This window comes from Mesorhizobium humile, from assembly GCF_033977215.1.
GTDB classification, from domain to species: Bacteria; Pseudomonadota; Alphaproteobacteria; order Rhizobiales; family Rhizobiaceae; genus Mesorhizobium; species Mesorhizobium humile.
The window spans coordinates 173,757-189,861 of sequence record NZ_JAVIIV010000003.1 but is presented as its reverse complement, the minus strand read 5'-3'; the positions used below and the strand labels follow the sequence as shown (position 1 = coordinate 189,861).

Here is a 16,105-nt window from a genome sequence, read left to right as displayed (position 1 = left end):
GAGCGACCTCGGAATGACGCAATGAAATATTCGATCTTCTCGCTCGCCCGCGCCGCCCTTTCCGGCCACAAGAACTGGAAGCCGACCTGGCGCGATGCAGCGCCCAAGGATCGCTATGACGTGATCATCATCGGCGGCGGCGGCCATGGGCTCGCCACCGCCTGGTTCCTCGCCAGCGAGTTCGGCATCCGCAACGTCGCGGTGCTGGAAAAGGGTTGGATCGGCTCCGGCAATGCCGGCCGCAACACCACCATCATCCGCTCCAATTATGGCCTGCCCGGCAATACCGGCTTCTACGAATTGTCGATGAAGCTGTGGGAGAGGATGGAGCAGGACCTCAACTACAACGCGATGGTCAGCCAGCGCGGCGTGCTCAACCTCTATCATTCCGATGCGCAGCGCGATGCCTTCGCGCGGCGCGGCAACACGATGCGCATCAACGGCATCGACGCGGAGCTGCTTGACCAGGCGGCGCTGCGCAAGATGCTGCCGTTCCTGAATTTCGACAATGCGCGCTTCCCCGTGCAAGGCGGGCTGCTGCAGCGGCGCGGCGGCACGGCGCGGCATGACGCGGTGGTCTGGGGCTACGCGCATGCGGCGAGCGAACTCGGCGTCGACATCATCCAGAACTGCGAGGTCACCGGCTTCACGCGCGACGCCAACGGCAAGGTCACCGGCGTCGAGACGTCGCGCGGCAAGATCGGCGCCGGCAAGGTCGGCATGGCGGTTGCCGGCTCCTCGTCACGCGTCGCGGCGATGGCGGGGCTTCGCCTGCCGATCGAAAGCCATGTGCTGCAGGCCTTCGTCTCCGAAGCGATCAAGCCGCTCATCCCCGGCGTCATGACCTTCGGCGCCGGACACTTCTATGTCAGCCAGTCGGACAAGGGCGGCCTGGTCTTCGGCGGCGACATCGACGGCTACAATTCCTATGCCCAGCGCGGCAACCTGCCGGTCATGGAGGATGTCTGCGAAGGCGGCATGGCGCTGATCCCGATGATCGGCCGGGTGCGGCTGCTGCGCCAGTGGGGCGGCATCATGGACATGTCGATGGACGGCACGCCGATCATCGACAAGAGCCCGGTCGACGGCCTCTATATCAATGCCGGCTGGTGCTATGGCGGCTTCAAGGCGACGCCCGGCTCGGGCTTCGTCTTTGCCCATCTCCTTGCCCGCGATCAATCGCATAAGGAAGCCGCACGCTTCCGCCTCGACCGCTTCCAGCGCGGCGCCATGATCGACGAGAAGGGCCAGGGCGCCCAACCGAACCTGCACTAGAGATAGAGCATGATGTTATCCAAAAACCGCTCCACACTTTTTGGCATCATGCACTGAGGACAGCCCGAAACCATGCGCATTGTCTGTCCCTTCTGCGGCGAACGCGAACTCGGCGAGTTCACCTATCTCGGCGACGCCAAGCCGCAACGCCCCGCGGCGGATGCCGGCGAGGACGCCTTCTACGACTACGTCTATCTGCGCGACAACGTCGCCGGGGTGATGAACGAGCACTGGTACCATGGCGGCGGCTGCCGGGCCTGGCTGAAGGTCACCCGCAACACGCTGACGCATGAGATTTCGGCCGTCGAGCCGGCGGCGGGCGTCGGCGCCGCCAAGGTTGGTGCGTGATGGGCGGCGATCAGACAAACCGTCTCACATCCGGCGGTCTCATCGACCGCTCGGCCGCGCTCAATTTCCGTTTCGATGGCAAGACATTCTCGGGCTTCAAGGGTGACACGCTGGCTTCCGCGCTGGTCGCCAACGGCGTCAAGCTGGTTGGTCGCTCGTTCAAATACCATCGCCCGCGCGGCATCCTGACCGCGGGCTCGGAAGAACCCAACGCGCTCGTCGAATTACGCAGCGGCGCGCGGCGCGAGGCGAACACCAAGGCGACGACGGCCGAGCTCTATGAGGGTCTCGAGGCCGCAAGCCAGAACCGCTGGCCATCGCTCAGCTTCGACGTGATGTCGGTCAACCAGCTGTTCGCGCCGATCTTCGTCGCCGGCTTCTACTACAAGACCTTCATGTGGCCGGCAAAGTTCTGGGAAGCGATCTACGAGCCGGCGATCCGCCGCGCCGCCGGCCTCGGCCGCGCCGCAAAGGTTTCCGACCCCGACCATTACGACAAGGCCTGGGCGCATTGCGATGTGGTGATCGCCGGCTCCGGCCCGGCCGGTCTGGCGGCCGCGCTTGCCGCCGGCCGCAGCGGCGCGCGCGTCATCCTGTGCGAGGAGGATTTCGTCCTTGGCGGCCGCCTGCTCGCCGATGGCGGCACGATCGACGGATTATCCGCCGCCGAGTGGGTCGCACGCACGGTTGCCGAACTTTCGGCGATGCCGGACGTGCGCATCATGACGCGCACGACGCTGTTCGGCGTCTATGACGGCGGCACCTATGGCGCGATCGAACGCGTCAACGACCATCTGCCGGTGCCGCCGGAGCATCAGGTGCGCCAGCGGCTGTGGCGGATCGTGGCCAAGCGCTGCGTGGTCGCCGCCGGCGCGATCGAACGTCCCATCGTCTTTGCCGGCAACGACACGCCCGGTGTGATGATGGCATCGGCCATGCGCAGCTACATCAACCGCTACGCCGCGACGCCGTCCAGGCGCATCGCGCTGTTCACCAACAATGAGGATGGCTGGCGTACGGCCGAAACGGCGATCGCCGCCGGACTGCAGGTGGCGGCAGTGATCGATGCGCGGCCGGATGTTTCGCCGGCGCATCGTTCGCTTGCCAGCAAAGGCGGCTTCCCGGTCCTACATGGCGCCATCAGCGGCGTCGACGGCGGCAAGGGCGGCGTGCGCAAGATTTCCGTCGCGCTGACCGGCGGTGCGCGCGCCGAGGTCGAGGCGGACGGGCTCGCCGTCTCCGGCGGCTGGAACCCGGCGGTCGGCCTTACCTCCTACCATCGAGGCCGGCCGAAATGGCGCGTCGACATCGCCGCCTTCGTGCCCGACGGCGCACCGCCCGGCATGGTCGCGGCGGGCTCGGCCAACGGCGCCTTCGGGCTTGGCGCCTGCCTGCGCGAGGGGTTCGAAGCCGGCGCTGCCGCGGCACGCGATGCTGGACGCAGCGGCAACATCGGATCGATGCCGGTCGCCGACGACGACGCCTTTTCGATCACCCCGCTCTGGCATGTCGCCGGCAAGGGCAAGGCCTTCGTCGACCAGCAGCATGACGTCACCGCTTCCGATGTCGAGCTGGCGCAGCGCGAGGGTTTTCAATCGGTCGAGCATCTGAAGCGCTATACGACGCTCGGCATGGCGACCGACCAGGGCAAGACCTCGAATGTCGCCGGCCTCGCCATCATGGCGGCGGTCAGCGGCAAGTCGATCCCGGAGACGGGCACGACGATCTACCGGCCGCCTTACGTGCCGGTCGCCATCGGCGCCTTCGCCGGCCACCATCGCGACGAGAATTTCCATGCGACGCGGCTTACGCCGTCGCATCACTGGGCGGCCGAACAGGGCGCGATCTTCGTCGACACCGGCCTGTGGAAGCGCGCGCAGTGGTATCCGCGCGCCGGCGAGAAGGACTGGCTGGAATCGGTGACGCGCGAGGTCAAGGCGGTGCGCTCAGGCGTCGGCTTCTGCGATGTCTCGACGCTCGGCAAGATCGACGTGCACGGGCCAGACGCCGGCGCCTTCCTTGATCGCGTCTACATCAACGCCTTCTCCAGCCTCGCCGTCGGCAAGGCGCGCTACGGGCTGATGCTGCGCGAGGACGGCATCGTCTATGACGACGGCACGACCTCGCGTCTGGCCGAGGACCATTACTTCCTCACCACCACCACGGCGAAGGCCGGGCTGGTGATGCAGCATCTCGAATTCTGCCGCCAGGTGCTGTTCCCCGAGCTGGACGTGCAGCTGACTTCCGTCTCCGACCAGTGGGCGCAGTTTTCCATCGCCGGGCCGAAGACCCGCGACCTCTTAAAGGTGATCGTCGATCCGGCGGAAGACCTGTCGAACGAAGGTTTCCCGTTCATGGGCGCGCGCGAGGTCGGCTTGCGCGGCGGCATCAAGGCAAGGCTGTTCCGCATCTCCTTCTCCGGCGAGATGGCGTTCGAGATTTCGGTGCCGGCGCGCTACGGCGAGGCGATGGCCCGCAATCTGATGATTGCGGGAAAACCGTTCGGCGTGACGCCTTACGGCACCGAAGCGCTCGGCGTGATGCGCATCGAAAAGGGCCATGTCGCCGGGCCGGAGCTCAACGGCACCACGACCGCGGGCGATCTCGGCCTCGGCAAGATGATGTCGACCAAGAAGGATTTCATCGGCCGCGTCATGGCCGGCCGCGAGGCGCTGGTCTCGCCGAACCGGCAGGTGGTCGTCGGCATCAAGCCGACCGACAAGGCGCGTCGCCTGCGCTCCGGCGCGCATATCATTCCGAAGGGCGAGACACCCGGCCCCGGCAACGACCAGGGCTATGTCACCTCGGTCTGCTTCTCGCCGGTACTCGACCAGTGGATCGGGCTCGGCCTGGTCGAGCGCGGCCGCGAGCGCATCGGCGAGATCGTGCGCGCGCATGATCCGCTGCGCGGCGAGGACTACGATGTCGAGCTCTGCAATTCCGTCTTCTACGACCCGGATGGAGGGCGCCAGCGTGGCTGATTTTTCCTGGGACGTCCGCAGCCCGCTCGATCGTGCGCTGGTCGCCGGCTCTTACGGCGCGCAAGGCGACGCCGGCGTGGCGCTGACCGAGATCCGCAATTTCGACCTCGTGCAAGTGATGGCGCGGCGCGGCAAGGCGGCCGAGATGGCGAAGGCCGCGCAGGCGCGCTTCGGCGTCGCCGCGCCGGAAACGCCCAAGGCGGTAGGGACGGCCGATGCGACGCTGATATGGTCGGGACCGGACCAGTTCTTGGTGCTGTCGAGAGGCGGCAAGCATACGATGGATAGCCTTGCGCCCGTCTTTGCCGGATCGACCTCGCTTTCCGACCAATCGCATGCGCGGGCGCTGATCAGCGTTAGCGGCGACAAGGCGCGTGCGGTGCTCGCGAAGCTGTCGTCGATCGATCTGCACCCCGATGTGTTCGGCGTGGGTGCGGCGGCGGCGACCTCAATGGATCACACCAGCGTGACGCTGTGGCGCGGTGCGGACCGGGCCGATGGGCAGGCTGTGTTCAATCTCCTAGTGTTCTCTACTTTCGCCGAGAGCCTGTGGCACACCATTCTCGATTCTGCAGCGGAATATGGTGCGACGATCGGTCATTCCGAGGAATTAATGTAGAGGCGCGCGCCCTCCTTCTCCCCTTGTGGGACAAGGTGTCGCCGAAGGCGACGGATGAGGGGTGCTCCAGGGAAAGCCAGCGTCTCACTCCGCTGGAACACCCCTCATCCGTCTCGGCGCTGCGCGCCGATCCACCTTCTCCCACAAGGGGAGAAGGGGAAGTCCCGCCTTGCCAAACCCATTCACCCTGCTATTCTCTCAGCGAAAATAATTTTACACACAGGCAAACTTATTTCTCGCTCGGAGGAGGGTTTGAGATGAGCCAGTCGCCCTACCCTGCCGTCCAGTCCGGACCGCCGCGGCCGAGCCTGATCCTGCGGCCCGGCCAGATCGCGCTGCCGCCCGGTCGCGAGCGCTACACCGTGCAGGGCAACGGCGCGGTGCTGATCGACGTCGAGGCCGGCGACAGCGTCAGCGTGACCAATGTCGAGGGCGGCCAGCCTTGCGAATTGCTGGCCTGGGACACATCCGGCGCGACCGATCCCGGCGTTTTCGGCGAGCGGTCGAACAGCAACGCCGCCGGCATCAAGGCGCTGCTAGCCGAAGGCGACGACAGTCTTGCAGCGCTGCGGCTCAGCCTCGAGCGACGCAAAGTGCAGCTCGACCAGCCGAAGGCGGTGCGCGTGTTCGGCGGCGCCACGCCGGCCGGCACCGAGCAGAGTTTTTCCGTTCAACGCGACGGCGCGCTGCTGATCGCGGCGCCCGGCGGGCCAATGCTGGTCGATGGCAACAATACGGCGACGCCGCTGGCCGTGCTGGTGCGCCGCGGCACGATCCGGCTGAAGAACAGGTCGCAGCTTCCCGACCCGCTCGCCGATCCGGTGCTCGATCTTCGCGTGAAATCGGCGACGGCCGAATCCTATTTTGTCAAGGCAGGCGACTACCTGCAGATCATCGATGTCGACGGCCGGCAATGCACGGACTTCCAGTGTTTTTCGGCGCGCAAGCTGGACAAGGGACGCGACCTGCCGCTCGACGTGACCACCACTCGAACGTTGATGGGCGCGGCCTATCCGATGCCAGGCCTGCATTCGAAATATTACGACCAGGACATGGAGCCGCTGGTCGAGGTGGTGCAGGACACATGCGGGCGGCACGACGCCTTCGCGCTCGCCTGCGCCGCCAAATATTACGACGACATCGGCTATCCCGGCCACACAAACTGCTCGGAGAATTTCAATCGCGCGCTTTCAGACAAGGGCGTGAATGCCCGCGCGGGCTGGATGGCGATCAACTTCTTCTTCAACACGGCGATCGACGCGCATGGCGTGATGGTGTCGGACGAGCCGTGGTCGCGGCCGGGCGACTATGTGCTCTTGCGCGCGCTGACCGATATCGTCTGCGTCTCCTCCGCCTGCCCGGACGACACCACGCCATCCAATGGCTGGGACCTGACCGACATCCATGTGCGCGCCTATTCCGGCCAGCACAAATTCTCGCGAGCGATCGCCAGACGCATGAAGCCCGACTCGGAACCGAAAATGACCCGCGAGACAGCCTTTCATTCGAGCTTTGCCAAACACACGCGCGACTTCGTCGAATACAGGGGCTATTGGCTCGCCAATTCCTTCGCCAAGGAAGGGCCAATCGCCGAATACTGGGCCTGCCGGCGGGACGCCGTGATCATGGATCTGTCGCCATTGCGCAAGTTCGAGGTCACCGGGCCGGATGCCGAAGCGCTGCTGCAATACACGCTGACGCGCGATGTCAAGAAGCTCGGCGTCGGCCAGGTCGTCTATACGGCGATGTGTTACGAGCATGGCGGCATGATCGACGACGGCACGCTGCTCAGGCTCGGCAAGGACAATTTCCGCTGGGTCGGCGGCGACGATCTGTCCGGCGAATGGCTGCGCGAAACGGCGAAAAAACTCGGCCTCAACGTGCTGGTCCGCTCCTCCACCGACCAGATGCACAACATCGCCGTCCAGGGGCCGAAGAGCCGCGACATATTGAAGGAAGTCGTGTGGACCTCGCCGGTGCAGCCCTCGATCGGCGAGCTCGAATGGTTCCGCTTCGCGGTCGCCCGGATCGGCGGCGGCAATGGTGTGCCGGTTGTCGTCTCGCGCACCGGCTATACCGGCGAGCTCGGCTACGAGATCTGGTGTCATTCGCGCGACGCCGAAAAGGTATTCGACGCCGTCTGGGAAGCCGGTCAGCCGCACGGGCTGAAGCCGATGGGTCTGCAGGCGCTCGACATGGTGCGCATCGAGGCCGGGCTGATCTTCGCCGGTTACGAATTCTCCGACCAGACCGATCCGTTCGAGGCCGGTATTGGCTTCACCGTGCCGCTCAAGACCAAGGCCGACGACTTCATCGGCCGCGACGCGCTGATCCGGCGCAAGGAGCATCCGCAGCACAAGCTCGTCGGGCTCGACATCGATGCCAATGTCGCCGTCGGCCATGGCGACTGCGTCCATGTCGGCCGCGCCCAGATTGGCGTCGTCACCTCCGGCATGCGCTCGCCGGTGCTCGGCAAGAATATCGCGCTAGCACGACTCGACGTCACCCACGCCGAGATCGGCACGGAGGTCGAGATCGGCAAGCTCGACGGCCATGCCAAGCGTTTGCCGGCGCGCGTCGTGGCCTTCGCCCATTACGATCCTCAGAAAACCAAACCACGTTCCTGATACGCCTCCCAAGGCGGATCCGACCCTCGCCGGCCGCCACCGGCGGCGGTCGGATCGATGTTTCGCAAGCGTGATGTGCATGACATTCACAAAACGCTTGACGCGAAAGCGCGCCGGATCAATCTTCACTCTTAAGAAAAAAATACGACTGAGTGGAAACACGACGGGTCGACGCTGATTTGCCGGGGAGCAAGCTTCGCGAGAGCCGAGGCGTCGCTGGCGGGGAACAACAAAAAGGGGAAGACAACCATATGAGCACGATAAGCACGGCCCTCGAGCAGCCTGCCGAAAGCAAGCTGCTCAGGCATATCGACTGGCGTGGCGCCTTCTGGGTGGCAAGCGGCGTTCCAGCGCTGGTCCTGTTCTCGATCGGCGGCATTGCCGGCACGACCGGAAAGCTCGCCTTCCTGATCTGGACGGTGTCCATGATCATGGGTTTCCTGCAGTCCTTCACCTATGCCGAGATCGCCGGCCTGTTCCCGAACAAATCGGGCGGCGCCTCGATCTACGGCGCCACCGCCTGGCTACGTTATTCCAAATTCATCGCGCCGCTTTCGGTGTGGTGCAACTGGTTCGCCTGGTCGCCGGTGCTGTCGCTCGGCTGCTCGATCGCCGCGGCCTATATCCTCAACGCGCTGGCGCCGATCCCGATCTTCAGCGAGACCTCGCCGGAGGTGGTCGCCTACATAGCGGCGCATGTCGGGACGGCGCCCGCCGACGCCATCACCGCGGTGACCGCCGCCGCGACGCCGGCGATCCGCAACTGGACGCTGTGGGGCCACACGCTCGGCCCGGTCTCCTTCACGCTCAACGCCACCTTCTTCATCGGCGCGGTTCTGATGCTGGTCATCTTCGCGATCCAGCATCGCGGCATCCTCGGCACCGCCAATGTGCAGAAATATATCGGCCTGCTCGTCATCATCCCTATGCTGATCGTCGGCGTCGTGCCGATCTTCACCGGCCAGATCGACTGGGCGAATTTCTCGCCGCTGGTGCCGCTGGCCGCCGCCTACGCGCCTGATCCCGGTTCGTGGAACATTGCCGGCTGGACGCTGGCGCTCGGCGGCATGTTCATCGCCGCATGGTCGACCTACGGCTTCGAGACCGCCGTCTGCTACACGTCGGAGTTCAAGAATCCCGGCACCGACACCTTCAAGGCGATCTTCTACTCAGGCCTGCTCTGCATGCTCCTGTTCATTCTGGTGCCCTTCACCTTCCAGGGCGTGCTCGGCTTGAACGGCATGCTGGCGACGCCGATCGTCGACGGCTCGGGCGTCGCCGACGCGCTGGCCGGCATGGTCGGCGGCGGTAAGATCATCCACAGCCTGCTGGTCATGCTGATGATCCTGGCGCTGGTGCTGTGCATCATGACGGCGATGGCCGGCTCCTCGCGCACGCTCTACCAGGGCTCGGTCGACGGCTGGCTGCCGCGCTATCTCAGCCACGTCAACGAGCATGGCGCGCCGACGCGGGCGATGTGGACCGACCTCTGCTTCAACCTGATCGTGCTGGCCATCGCCTCGGCCGACGCGACGAGCTTCTTCTTCATCCTCGCCGTGTCGAATTGCGGCTACATCATCTTCAACTTCCTCAACCTCAATGCAGGCTGGATCCACCGCATCGACAACGGCCATATCAACCGTCCATGGAAGGCCCCGAGCTGGCTGCTCGGCATCGGCGCGATCTTTGCCTATGTCAACGCGATCTTCATGGGCGCCGGCGCCAAGGTGTGGAACCCGATGGCGCTGTGGGCCGGCCTGATCACCGCCGCCTTGATCATCCCGGTGTTCTGCTTCCGCCACTACATCCAGGACGGAGGCAAGTTCCCGGAGCACATGCTGGCCGACCTCGGCATGGCGGGAGCCGACCTCTCGGTCAAGAAGGCGGGCATGCTGCCTTACCTGACGCTGATCGCCGGCGTGGCGGTGATGCTGATCGCCAATTGGGTGTTCGTCATCTGACATGGCAACCTGAAAGAGACGGGCGCGCCTCGGCGCGCCCGTTTCGTTTTGATCAGACTGCCTTGCGGACCGCCGACTCTTCGAAAAACCGGTTCGGCGGCCGCTTCAGGCCGAGATTCTCACGCAGCGTCGATCCTTCATATTCTCGCCGGAAGATTCCGCGCCGCTGCAGCTCGGGCACCACCTTCTCGGCGAAATCGTCCAGCCCCGCCGGCAGATAGGGGAACATCACATTAAATCCGTCGCAGCCTTCGGTGAGGAGCCATTCCTCCATCTCGTCGGCGATGGTCCCGGGAGTGCCGACGAAGGCGAGGCCCGAATAGCCGCCGAGCCGCTGGGCGAGTTGGCGGACCGTGAGGTTTTCCTTGCGCGCCAGTTCTATGACGCGCTCGCGGCTGCTTTTGCTGGCATTGGTGTCAGGAATGTCCGGCAACGGGCCGTCCGGCTCGAAACCCGACGCATCGTGGCCAAGGGCGATCGACAGCGAGGCGATGCCGCTCTCGTAGTAGACCAGGCTATCGAGCTTGGCTCGTTTGGCCCGCGCCTCCTCGACGCTGTCGCCGACGATGACGAAAGCGCCGGGCAGGATCTTGATATCGTCGCGCGAACGGCCAAGCTTTTCGGCACGACCCTTCACGTCGGCAAGGAAGCGTTGGCCGGATGCCAGGTCGGACGGCGCCGCGAAGATCACCTCCGCCGTCTCGGCGGCCAGCTGGCGTCCGGCATCCGAGGCGCCTGCTTGTACGATCACCGGCCAACCCTGGACGGGACGCGCGATGTTGAGCGGGCCGCGCACCGATAAATGCTCGCCCTTGTGGTCGAGCACATGCAGTTTCGATGTATCGAAGTAGAGCCCGCTCTCCGCATCGCGGATGAAGGCATCGTCGGCAAAGCTGTCCCATAGCCCGGTGACGACGTCATAGAATTCGCGTGCCCGGTGGTAGCGCTCGTCATGCTCGACATGCTCGTCGAGGCCGAAATTCAGAGCCGCGTCCGGGTTGGACGTGGTGACGATGTTCCAGCCGGCGCGGCCGCCGCTGATATGGTCGAGCGACGCGAAACGCCGCGCGATATGATAGGGCGCATCGAAAGTGGTCGATGCGGTCGCGACCAGGCCGATGTGATCGGTGACGGCGGCGAGCGCCGACAAAAGCGTGAACGGCTCGAAAGAGGTCACCGTGTGGCTGCGCCGCAGCGACTCGATCGGCATGTTGAGCACGGCCAGATGGTCGGCCATGAAGAAGGCGTCGAACTTCGCCGCCTCGAGCGTCTGCGCGAAGCGCTTCAGATGCGCGAAATTGAAGTTGGCATCCGCGTAGGCGCCAGGATAGCGCCAGGCGCCGGTGTGAAGACTGACGGGACGCATGAAGGCGCCGAGCCGTAAATGCCGTTTTTCGGACATGGGAATGATCCAGCGGTGACGAGCGTTGCCGCTCCGATATCGGCGCAGGATCGGCCTGCATCGCGCCGCTGAAAAGGAATTCTGTTTTGCGGAAGCCCTGTAGCGGAGCATTTTTCGCCCGGCTGGCCCCGGATGCAGATCATCCGCCACCGGCTTTCACCGATGGCGGATGATCTAAGGTTGCCACCTTACCGTTTCAGCATGATCTTTGCCAAAAACCGCTGCGCACTTTTTGGGATCATGCTCTATTCCGCAGCCAGGGCCAGCTGCGGCCTTTCGATACCTTCGATCTTCTCCGGCTCGGGCGCCTGCTCGTCGGTCTTGGCCTTCTTTGGCTCGCGGCCGAAGAACAGCGCGTAGCCGGCCGGCAGCACCAGGATGGTGAGCACGGTTGCTACCAGGATGCCGCCCATCATGGCGTAGGCCAGCGGCCCCCAGAACACGGCGCGCGAGATCGGGATCAGCGCGAGCACCGCAGTCAGCGCCGTCAGCATGATCGGCCTGAAGCGGCGCACGGCTGCACCCACGATCGCTTCCGATCGCTCCATGCCGGCCGCAATATCCTGGTCTATCTGGTCGACCAGGATGATCGAGTTGCGCATGATGATGCCGAGCAGCGCGATGACGCCGAGGATGGCGACGAAACCGAACGGCGCGCCGCTGATCAAGAGCGCCGCGGCGGCGCCGATGATGCCGAGCGGACCGGTCGCCAGCACCAGCATCGATTTGCCGAAATGCTGCAGCTGGACCATCAGCAGCACGACGATGATGGCGAGCATGACCGGCGCCTTGGCGGCGATCGAGGCCTGGCTCTCGGCCGAGTCTTCGGCGCCGCCCTGGATCTCGACCTTGTAGCCGGGCGCGAGGCCGGCGCGCAGGTCCTTCATGTCGTTGTACATCTTGGTGACGACGTCGTTCGACTGCACGCCGTCCGGCAGCGTGGCGCGCACGCTGATCGTCGGCAGGCGGTCGCGCCGCCACTCGACGCCCTGCTCCATCACCGGCACGACCTTGGCCACCTGCGATAGCGGCACCGAGCCGCCGAAGTCGGTCGGGATGTAGACCGAGTCGACCGAGGACAAGAGATGGCGGGTCGCCTCCGGTTCGCGGGCGACGATCGAGACCGTCTCCTCGCCGTCGCGGAAGTCGTCAAGCGGCGCGCCGGACATGGTGGCCTGCAGCATCTGGCGGATGCGCTGCGAGGTGACGCCAAGCGCGCGGGCGCGATCCTGGTCGATCACCAGCTTCATCGCCGGCACCGGCTCCAGCCAGTCGTCATGGATGGCGCCAAGCAGCGGGTTGGCCTGGAAGCGTGCCTTCACCTCGTCGGCAATGCGGCGTGCCTCCTGGCGGTCCGGGCCCATGATGCGCATCTGCACCGGCCAGCCGGTCGGCGGACCGAGGAACAGGCGGTCGACCTTGCCGCGGATCGAGGGGAAGTCCTGCGCCAGGATCTTGCGCATCTTGACGATCAGCCGCTCGCGCGCCGGCTCGTCCTTGGCCATCACCAGGAGCTGGGCGAAGTTCGGATTCCTGAGCTGCTGGTCGAGCGGCAGGAAGAAGCGCGGCGCGCCTTCGCCGATATAGGTGGCGATGAAGCGCTTGTCGGGATCGTCCATCATCTTGGCTTCAAGCGCCTTGGCCTGCTTCTCGACCTCATTGATCGAGATGCCTTCCGGCAGCCAAAGATCGACCAGGATTTCCGGCCGCGAGGACTGCGGGAAGAAGTTCTGCGGGATGAACTGGAAAGCCCACAGGCTGGTGGCGAAAGTTACCAGCGTCATCACCAGGACGATGATGCGGTGGCGCACGGCCCAGGTGACGGTGGCGCGCAGGCGGCGGTAGAAGCCGGTGTCGAAGACATCGTGGTGGGTGCCGGCGTGCTTGCGCTGCTTGAGGATCATGTAGCCCAGCCACGGCGTGAAATAGACTGCGACGAACCACGACACGACCAGCGCGATGCCGACGACATAGAACAGGGTGCGCACATATTCGCCGGCGGTGGAAGCGGCGAAGCCGACCGGGATGAAGCCGGCCGTGGTGATCAGCGTGCCGGTGAGCATCGGGAAGGCGGTCGAGGTGTAGGCAAAACTCGCCGCCTCGATCTTGACCAGCCCCTCCTCGAGCTTTCGCTCCATCATCTCGACGACGATCATGGCGTCGTCGACCAACAGGCCGAGCGCGATGATGAGCGCGCCGAGCGAAATGCGCTGCAGGTCGATGCCGATCTCGTACATAATGGCGAAGGTGGCTGCCAGAACCAGCGGGATGGCGATCGCGATCACCAGGCCGGAGCGCCAGCCGATCGACAGGAGCGAGACGGCAAGCACAATCAGCAGCGCTTCGCCGAGCGCCTCCATGAATTCGCTCACCGCGTCCTTGACGACCTGCGGCTGGTCGGAGATCTGGTCGACCGCAACGCCATAAGGCAACCCGGTCTCGAAACGCTGGTAGGTCGCCTCGACATCCTTGCCGACATCCCTGACGTTAAAACCCTTCGCCATGACGACGCCGACCTGGACGCTCTCATGACCGTTGAAGCGGTATTTGCGCTCATAAGGGTCCTCGAGGCCGGAAGAGACGGTGGCGATGTCGCCGAGACGTGTCACCTGGTTGCCGGAGCGCAGCCGCAGCTCGCGGATATCCGCGGCCTTGGTGACGTCGCCTTCGACCGAGATGCGCACCGAGCGCAGGCCGGTGTCGACGGAACCCGCCGGATCGACGGCGTTCTGCCCTTTGACGGCGTTCTGCAGGTCGACAATGGTCAGGCCGCGCTCGGCCAGCGCCTTGGACGAGACGTCGATATAGATCTTCTCCGGCTGGTCGCCGATGATGACGGCCTTTTCGACGCCAGGCGTCGTCAACAGCATGTCGCGCGCCTGGATGGCGAATTTCTTCAGCTCCGGATAGGTGAAGCCGTCGCCGCTGATCGAATGCAGCGTGATGAAGGTGTCGCCGAACTCGTCGTTGAAATAGGGACCGAGCAGGCCCTGCGGCAGGTCGCTTGAAATGTCGCCGACCTTCTTGCGCACCTGGTAGAAGGCGTCCTTCACCTCCTCGGCATTGGTGTCGCCTTTCACCTGGAGCGTGATGATGGCGCTGCCGGCGCGGGTATAGGAGCGCACGAAATCGAGATGCGGCGTTTCCTGCAGCTTGCGCTCGATCTTGTTGACGACCTGGTCCTCCATGTCCTGGATAGAGGCGCCGGGCCAGATCGCCTGCACCACCATGACGCGGAAGGTGAAGTCGGGATCTTCCTTCTGGCCCATGCGCATCAGGCCGAGCGCGCCGGCCAGGATGATGAGGCCGAACAGGAAGCGCGCGATGCTCGGATGTCCGATCGCCCAGCGCGAAAGGTTGAAGGGCCGCTTTTCAGTGCTGCTGTCGGTGGTGGTCATGGCACAAGTCCAGTCCAATTGATCGGCAAGGCACGCCTGGCATGCCGCTTTTGAGTTCGGTGGGCTTCCGGACGGCGAGACCCCTCAAGCGGAGAGACTCGCAAATCGCGCTGGACGCGGCACTGCTGCGGGGGAGCCAACATGCCGGCATCTCACGATCGGGCGTTCGCCGCCCGGAACCCATGCCCTCCCCGGCTCGCGGCTCGATGCAGCGAGAGCGGGAACGGCGTCTGTTTCGCCTGACTTCAGGTCTTAGTTCGATGCATGTCGTTGTCCCAAAACCGCTTCGCACTTTTGGGCGACAAGCATCAGTGCAGGCTGCTGGTGGTCGCGACGTCATCCTCCGCCGAAGCGGACTGCTGGGCGTCGCCGGAAAGCTTGACCTTCAGGTTCTCGGTCATGAACTGGGTGCCGGCCGCGACCACGACGTCGCCCTGTTTCAGGCCGTCGGCCACGGCGACGCCGTCGGCGGTGAAGTTGGCGACCTTGATCGGACGCGGATGCACCGTGTCGGAGGCGCGATCGACCGTCCAGACGATCTGCTTGCCGTTCTTCTCGGTCATCGCGGTCAGCGGGATCGACACGAGCTGCGCCTTGCTGCCGACGGTCGCCTGGACATTGGCGGTCATGCCGAGCAGCACGCGCGAATCGTCGGGCAGCGAGACCCGGACAGCGAAGGTGCGCGACTGCGGATCGGCGCTGCCGGCGACCTCGCGGACCTTACCGTCAAGGGTAAGCCCTTCGTCCGACCAGAAGCTGGCCTTGACCTCCTTGCCGGGCTTGAAGCCGGCGATATCCATCTCCGGCACCGCTATCGACACTTCCTTCTCGCCGTCGACAGCGACGGTCATGACCGGCGTGCCGGCGGCGACCACCTGGCCGACATCAGCCGAAATGGCGGTGACGATACCGTTCTTGCTGGCTTTCAGATCGGCGTATTGAACCTGGTTCTGCGCCTGGGCCAGCGTCGAGCGCGCGGCATCGCGCGTCGCCACCGCCTGGTCGTAGGTCAGCCGCGCCTGATCGAGCTGCGACTTCGGCGCGAAATTCTTGGCGTAGAGCTGCTCGGCGCGCTTCCTGGCGAGGTCGACGGTCTCGACCTGGCGCTCGGCGGCGTCGAGGCTGGCCGCAGCGCTTTTCACCGACAATTCGTAATCGGCTGGATCGACGCGGGCGAGCACATCGCCCTCGTTCACATGCTGGCCGATATCGACCAGGCGCTCGGTGACCTTGCCGGCGATGCGGAAGCCGAGATTCATCTCGGTGCGGGCGCGCACCGAACCGGAATAGTCGAGCTGACGGGTGGTTTGCGCCTCGCCGATCTCGACCACCTTGACCGGCCGGACGACTTCCTGGACGACCTCGGCCTTCTCCTGGCTGCAGCCGGCGAGGCCGAGCGCTGCTGCGACGATGACGACGGCTGGGAGGCCGGCGGCCGGCAGCTTGCGGAGGATGGAACTGGACAAAGACACCTTAGCACTCCTGAACTGGAGA

9 protein-coding genes are annotated in these 16,105 nt (G+C 65.0%); 6 read left to right on the top strand and 3 right to left on the bottom strand.

The genetic code is table 11. The annotated features are described in order from the left end of the window. The first annotated feature begins 21 nt into the window (after positions 1–21). The 6 genes from RFM52_RS06230 to RFM52_RS06205 all read left to right on the top strand — a co-directional run bounded on the left by RFM52_RS06230 (position 22) and on the right by RFM52_RS06205 (position 9,811). Positions 22–1,275 carry a sarcosine oxidase subunit beta family protein gene (locus tag RFM52_RS06230; RefSeq protein WP_320294633.1) on the top strand — a complete coding sequence of 418 codons (1,254 nt, stop codon included), beginning with the start codon at positions 22–24 and terminating at the stop codon, positions 1,273–1,275. Positions 1,276–1,347: 72 nt separating this feature from the next. Then, entirely contained in the window at positions 1,348–1,623 is a 276-nt protein-coding gene (locus RFM52_RS06225) for a sarcosine oxidase subunit delta (RefSeq protein WP_320294632.1), read from the top strand. Next, positions 1,623–4,604: a sarcosine oxidase subunit alpha gene (locus tag RFM52_RS06220; RefSeq protein ID WP_320294631.1), complete on the top strand. Its 2,982-nt coding sequence runs from the start codon at positions 1,623–1,625 to the stop codon at positions 4,602–4,604. Before RFM52_RS06225 ends, RFM52_RS06220 begins: the two co-directional genes overlap by 1 nt. Next, complete coding sequence (locus RFM52_RS06215) at positions 4,597–5,223, top strand: sarcosine oxidase subunit gamma (protein WP_320294630.1); 627 nt, start codon at positions 4,597–4,599, stop codon at positions 5,221–5,223. Before RFM52_RS06220 ends, RFM52_RS06215 begins: the two co-directional genes overlap by 8 nt. A 257-nt stretch (positions 5,224–5,480) precedes the next feature. Beyond that, positions 5,481–7,850 carry a trimethylamine N-oxide demethylase gene (locus RFM52_RS06210; RefSeq protein WP_320294629.1) on the top strand — a complete coding sequence of 790 codons (2,370 nt, stop codon included), beginning with the start codon at positions 5,481–5,483 and terminating at the stop codon, positions 7,848–7,850. Positions 7,851–8,101: 251 nt separating this feature from the next. Next, positions 8,102–9,811, top strand: coding sequence for a trimethylamine N-oxide permease (locus RFM52_RS06205; RefSeq protein WP_320294628.1), 1,710 nt, complete (start codon positions 8,102–8,104; stop codon positions 9,809–9,811). A gap of 52 nt (positions 9,812–9,863) precedes the next feature. Here RFM52_RS06205 and RFM52_RS06200 read toward each other — a convergent pair whose 3' ends face one another. From RFM52_RS06200 to RFM52_RS06190, 3 genes are all read right to left on the bottom strand, one after another. Beyond that, positions 9,864–11,213 (bottom strand): LLM class flavin-dependent oxidoreductase, encoded by a 1,350-nt coding sequence (locus RFM52_RS06200; protein WP_320294627.1) that lies wholly within the window; start codon positions 11,211–11,213, stop codon positions 9,864–9,866. 245 nt (positions 11,214–11,458) lie between these two features. Then, the gene (locus tag RFM52_RS06195) at positions 11,459–14,611 is read right to left on the bottom strand and encodes an efflux RND transporter permease subunit (protein WP_320294626.1); all 3,153 of its coding nucleotides are present in this window, start codon (positions 14,609–14,611) and stop codon (positions 11,459–11,461) included. 308 nt (positions 14,612–14,919) lie between these two features. Then, complete coding sequence (locus RFM52_RS06190) at positions 14,920–16,083, bottom strand: efflux RND transporter periplasmic adaptor subunit (protein WP_320294625.1); 1,164 nt, start codon at positions 16,081–16,083, stop codon at positions 14,920–14,922. Positions 16,084–16,105 lie beyond the last annotated feature (22 nt).

Excerpts from the sequence above, each read along its gene's own strand:
- RFM52_RS06230 (WP_320294633.1), top strand. The coding sequence starts at position 22 with ATGAAATATTCGATCTTCTCGCTCGCCCGCGCCGCCCTTTCCGGCCAC.
- RFM52_RS06225 (WP_320294632.1), top strand. The coding sequence starts at position 1,348 with ATGCGCATTGTCTGTCCCTTCTGCGGCGAACGCGAACTCGGCGAGTTC.
- RFM52_RS06220 (WP_320294631.1), top strand. The coding sequence starts at position 1,623 with ATGGGCGGCGATCAGACAAACCGTCTCACATCCGGCGGTCTCATCGAC.
- RFM52_RS06210 (WP_320294629.1), top strand. The coding sequence starts at position 5,481 with ATGAGCCAGTCGCCCTACCCTGCCGTCCAGTCCGGACCGCCGCGGCCG.
- RFM52_RS06205 (WP_320294628.1), top strand. The coding sequence starts at position 8,102 with ATGAGCACGATAAGCACGGCCCTCGAGCAGCCTGCCGAAAGCAAGCTG.
- RFM52_RS06200 (WP_320294627.1), bottom strand. The coding sequence starts at position 11,213 with ATGTCCGAAAAACGGCATTTACGGCTCGGCGCCTTCATGCGTCCCGTC.
- RFM52_RS06195 (WP_320294626.1), bottom strand. The coding sequence starts at position 14,611 with ATGACCACCACCGACAGCAGCACTGAAAAGCGGCCCTTCAACCTTTCG.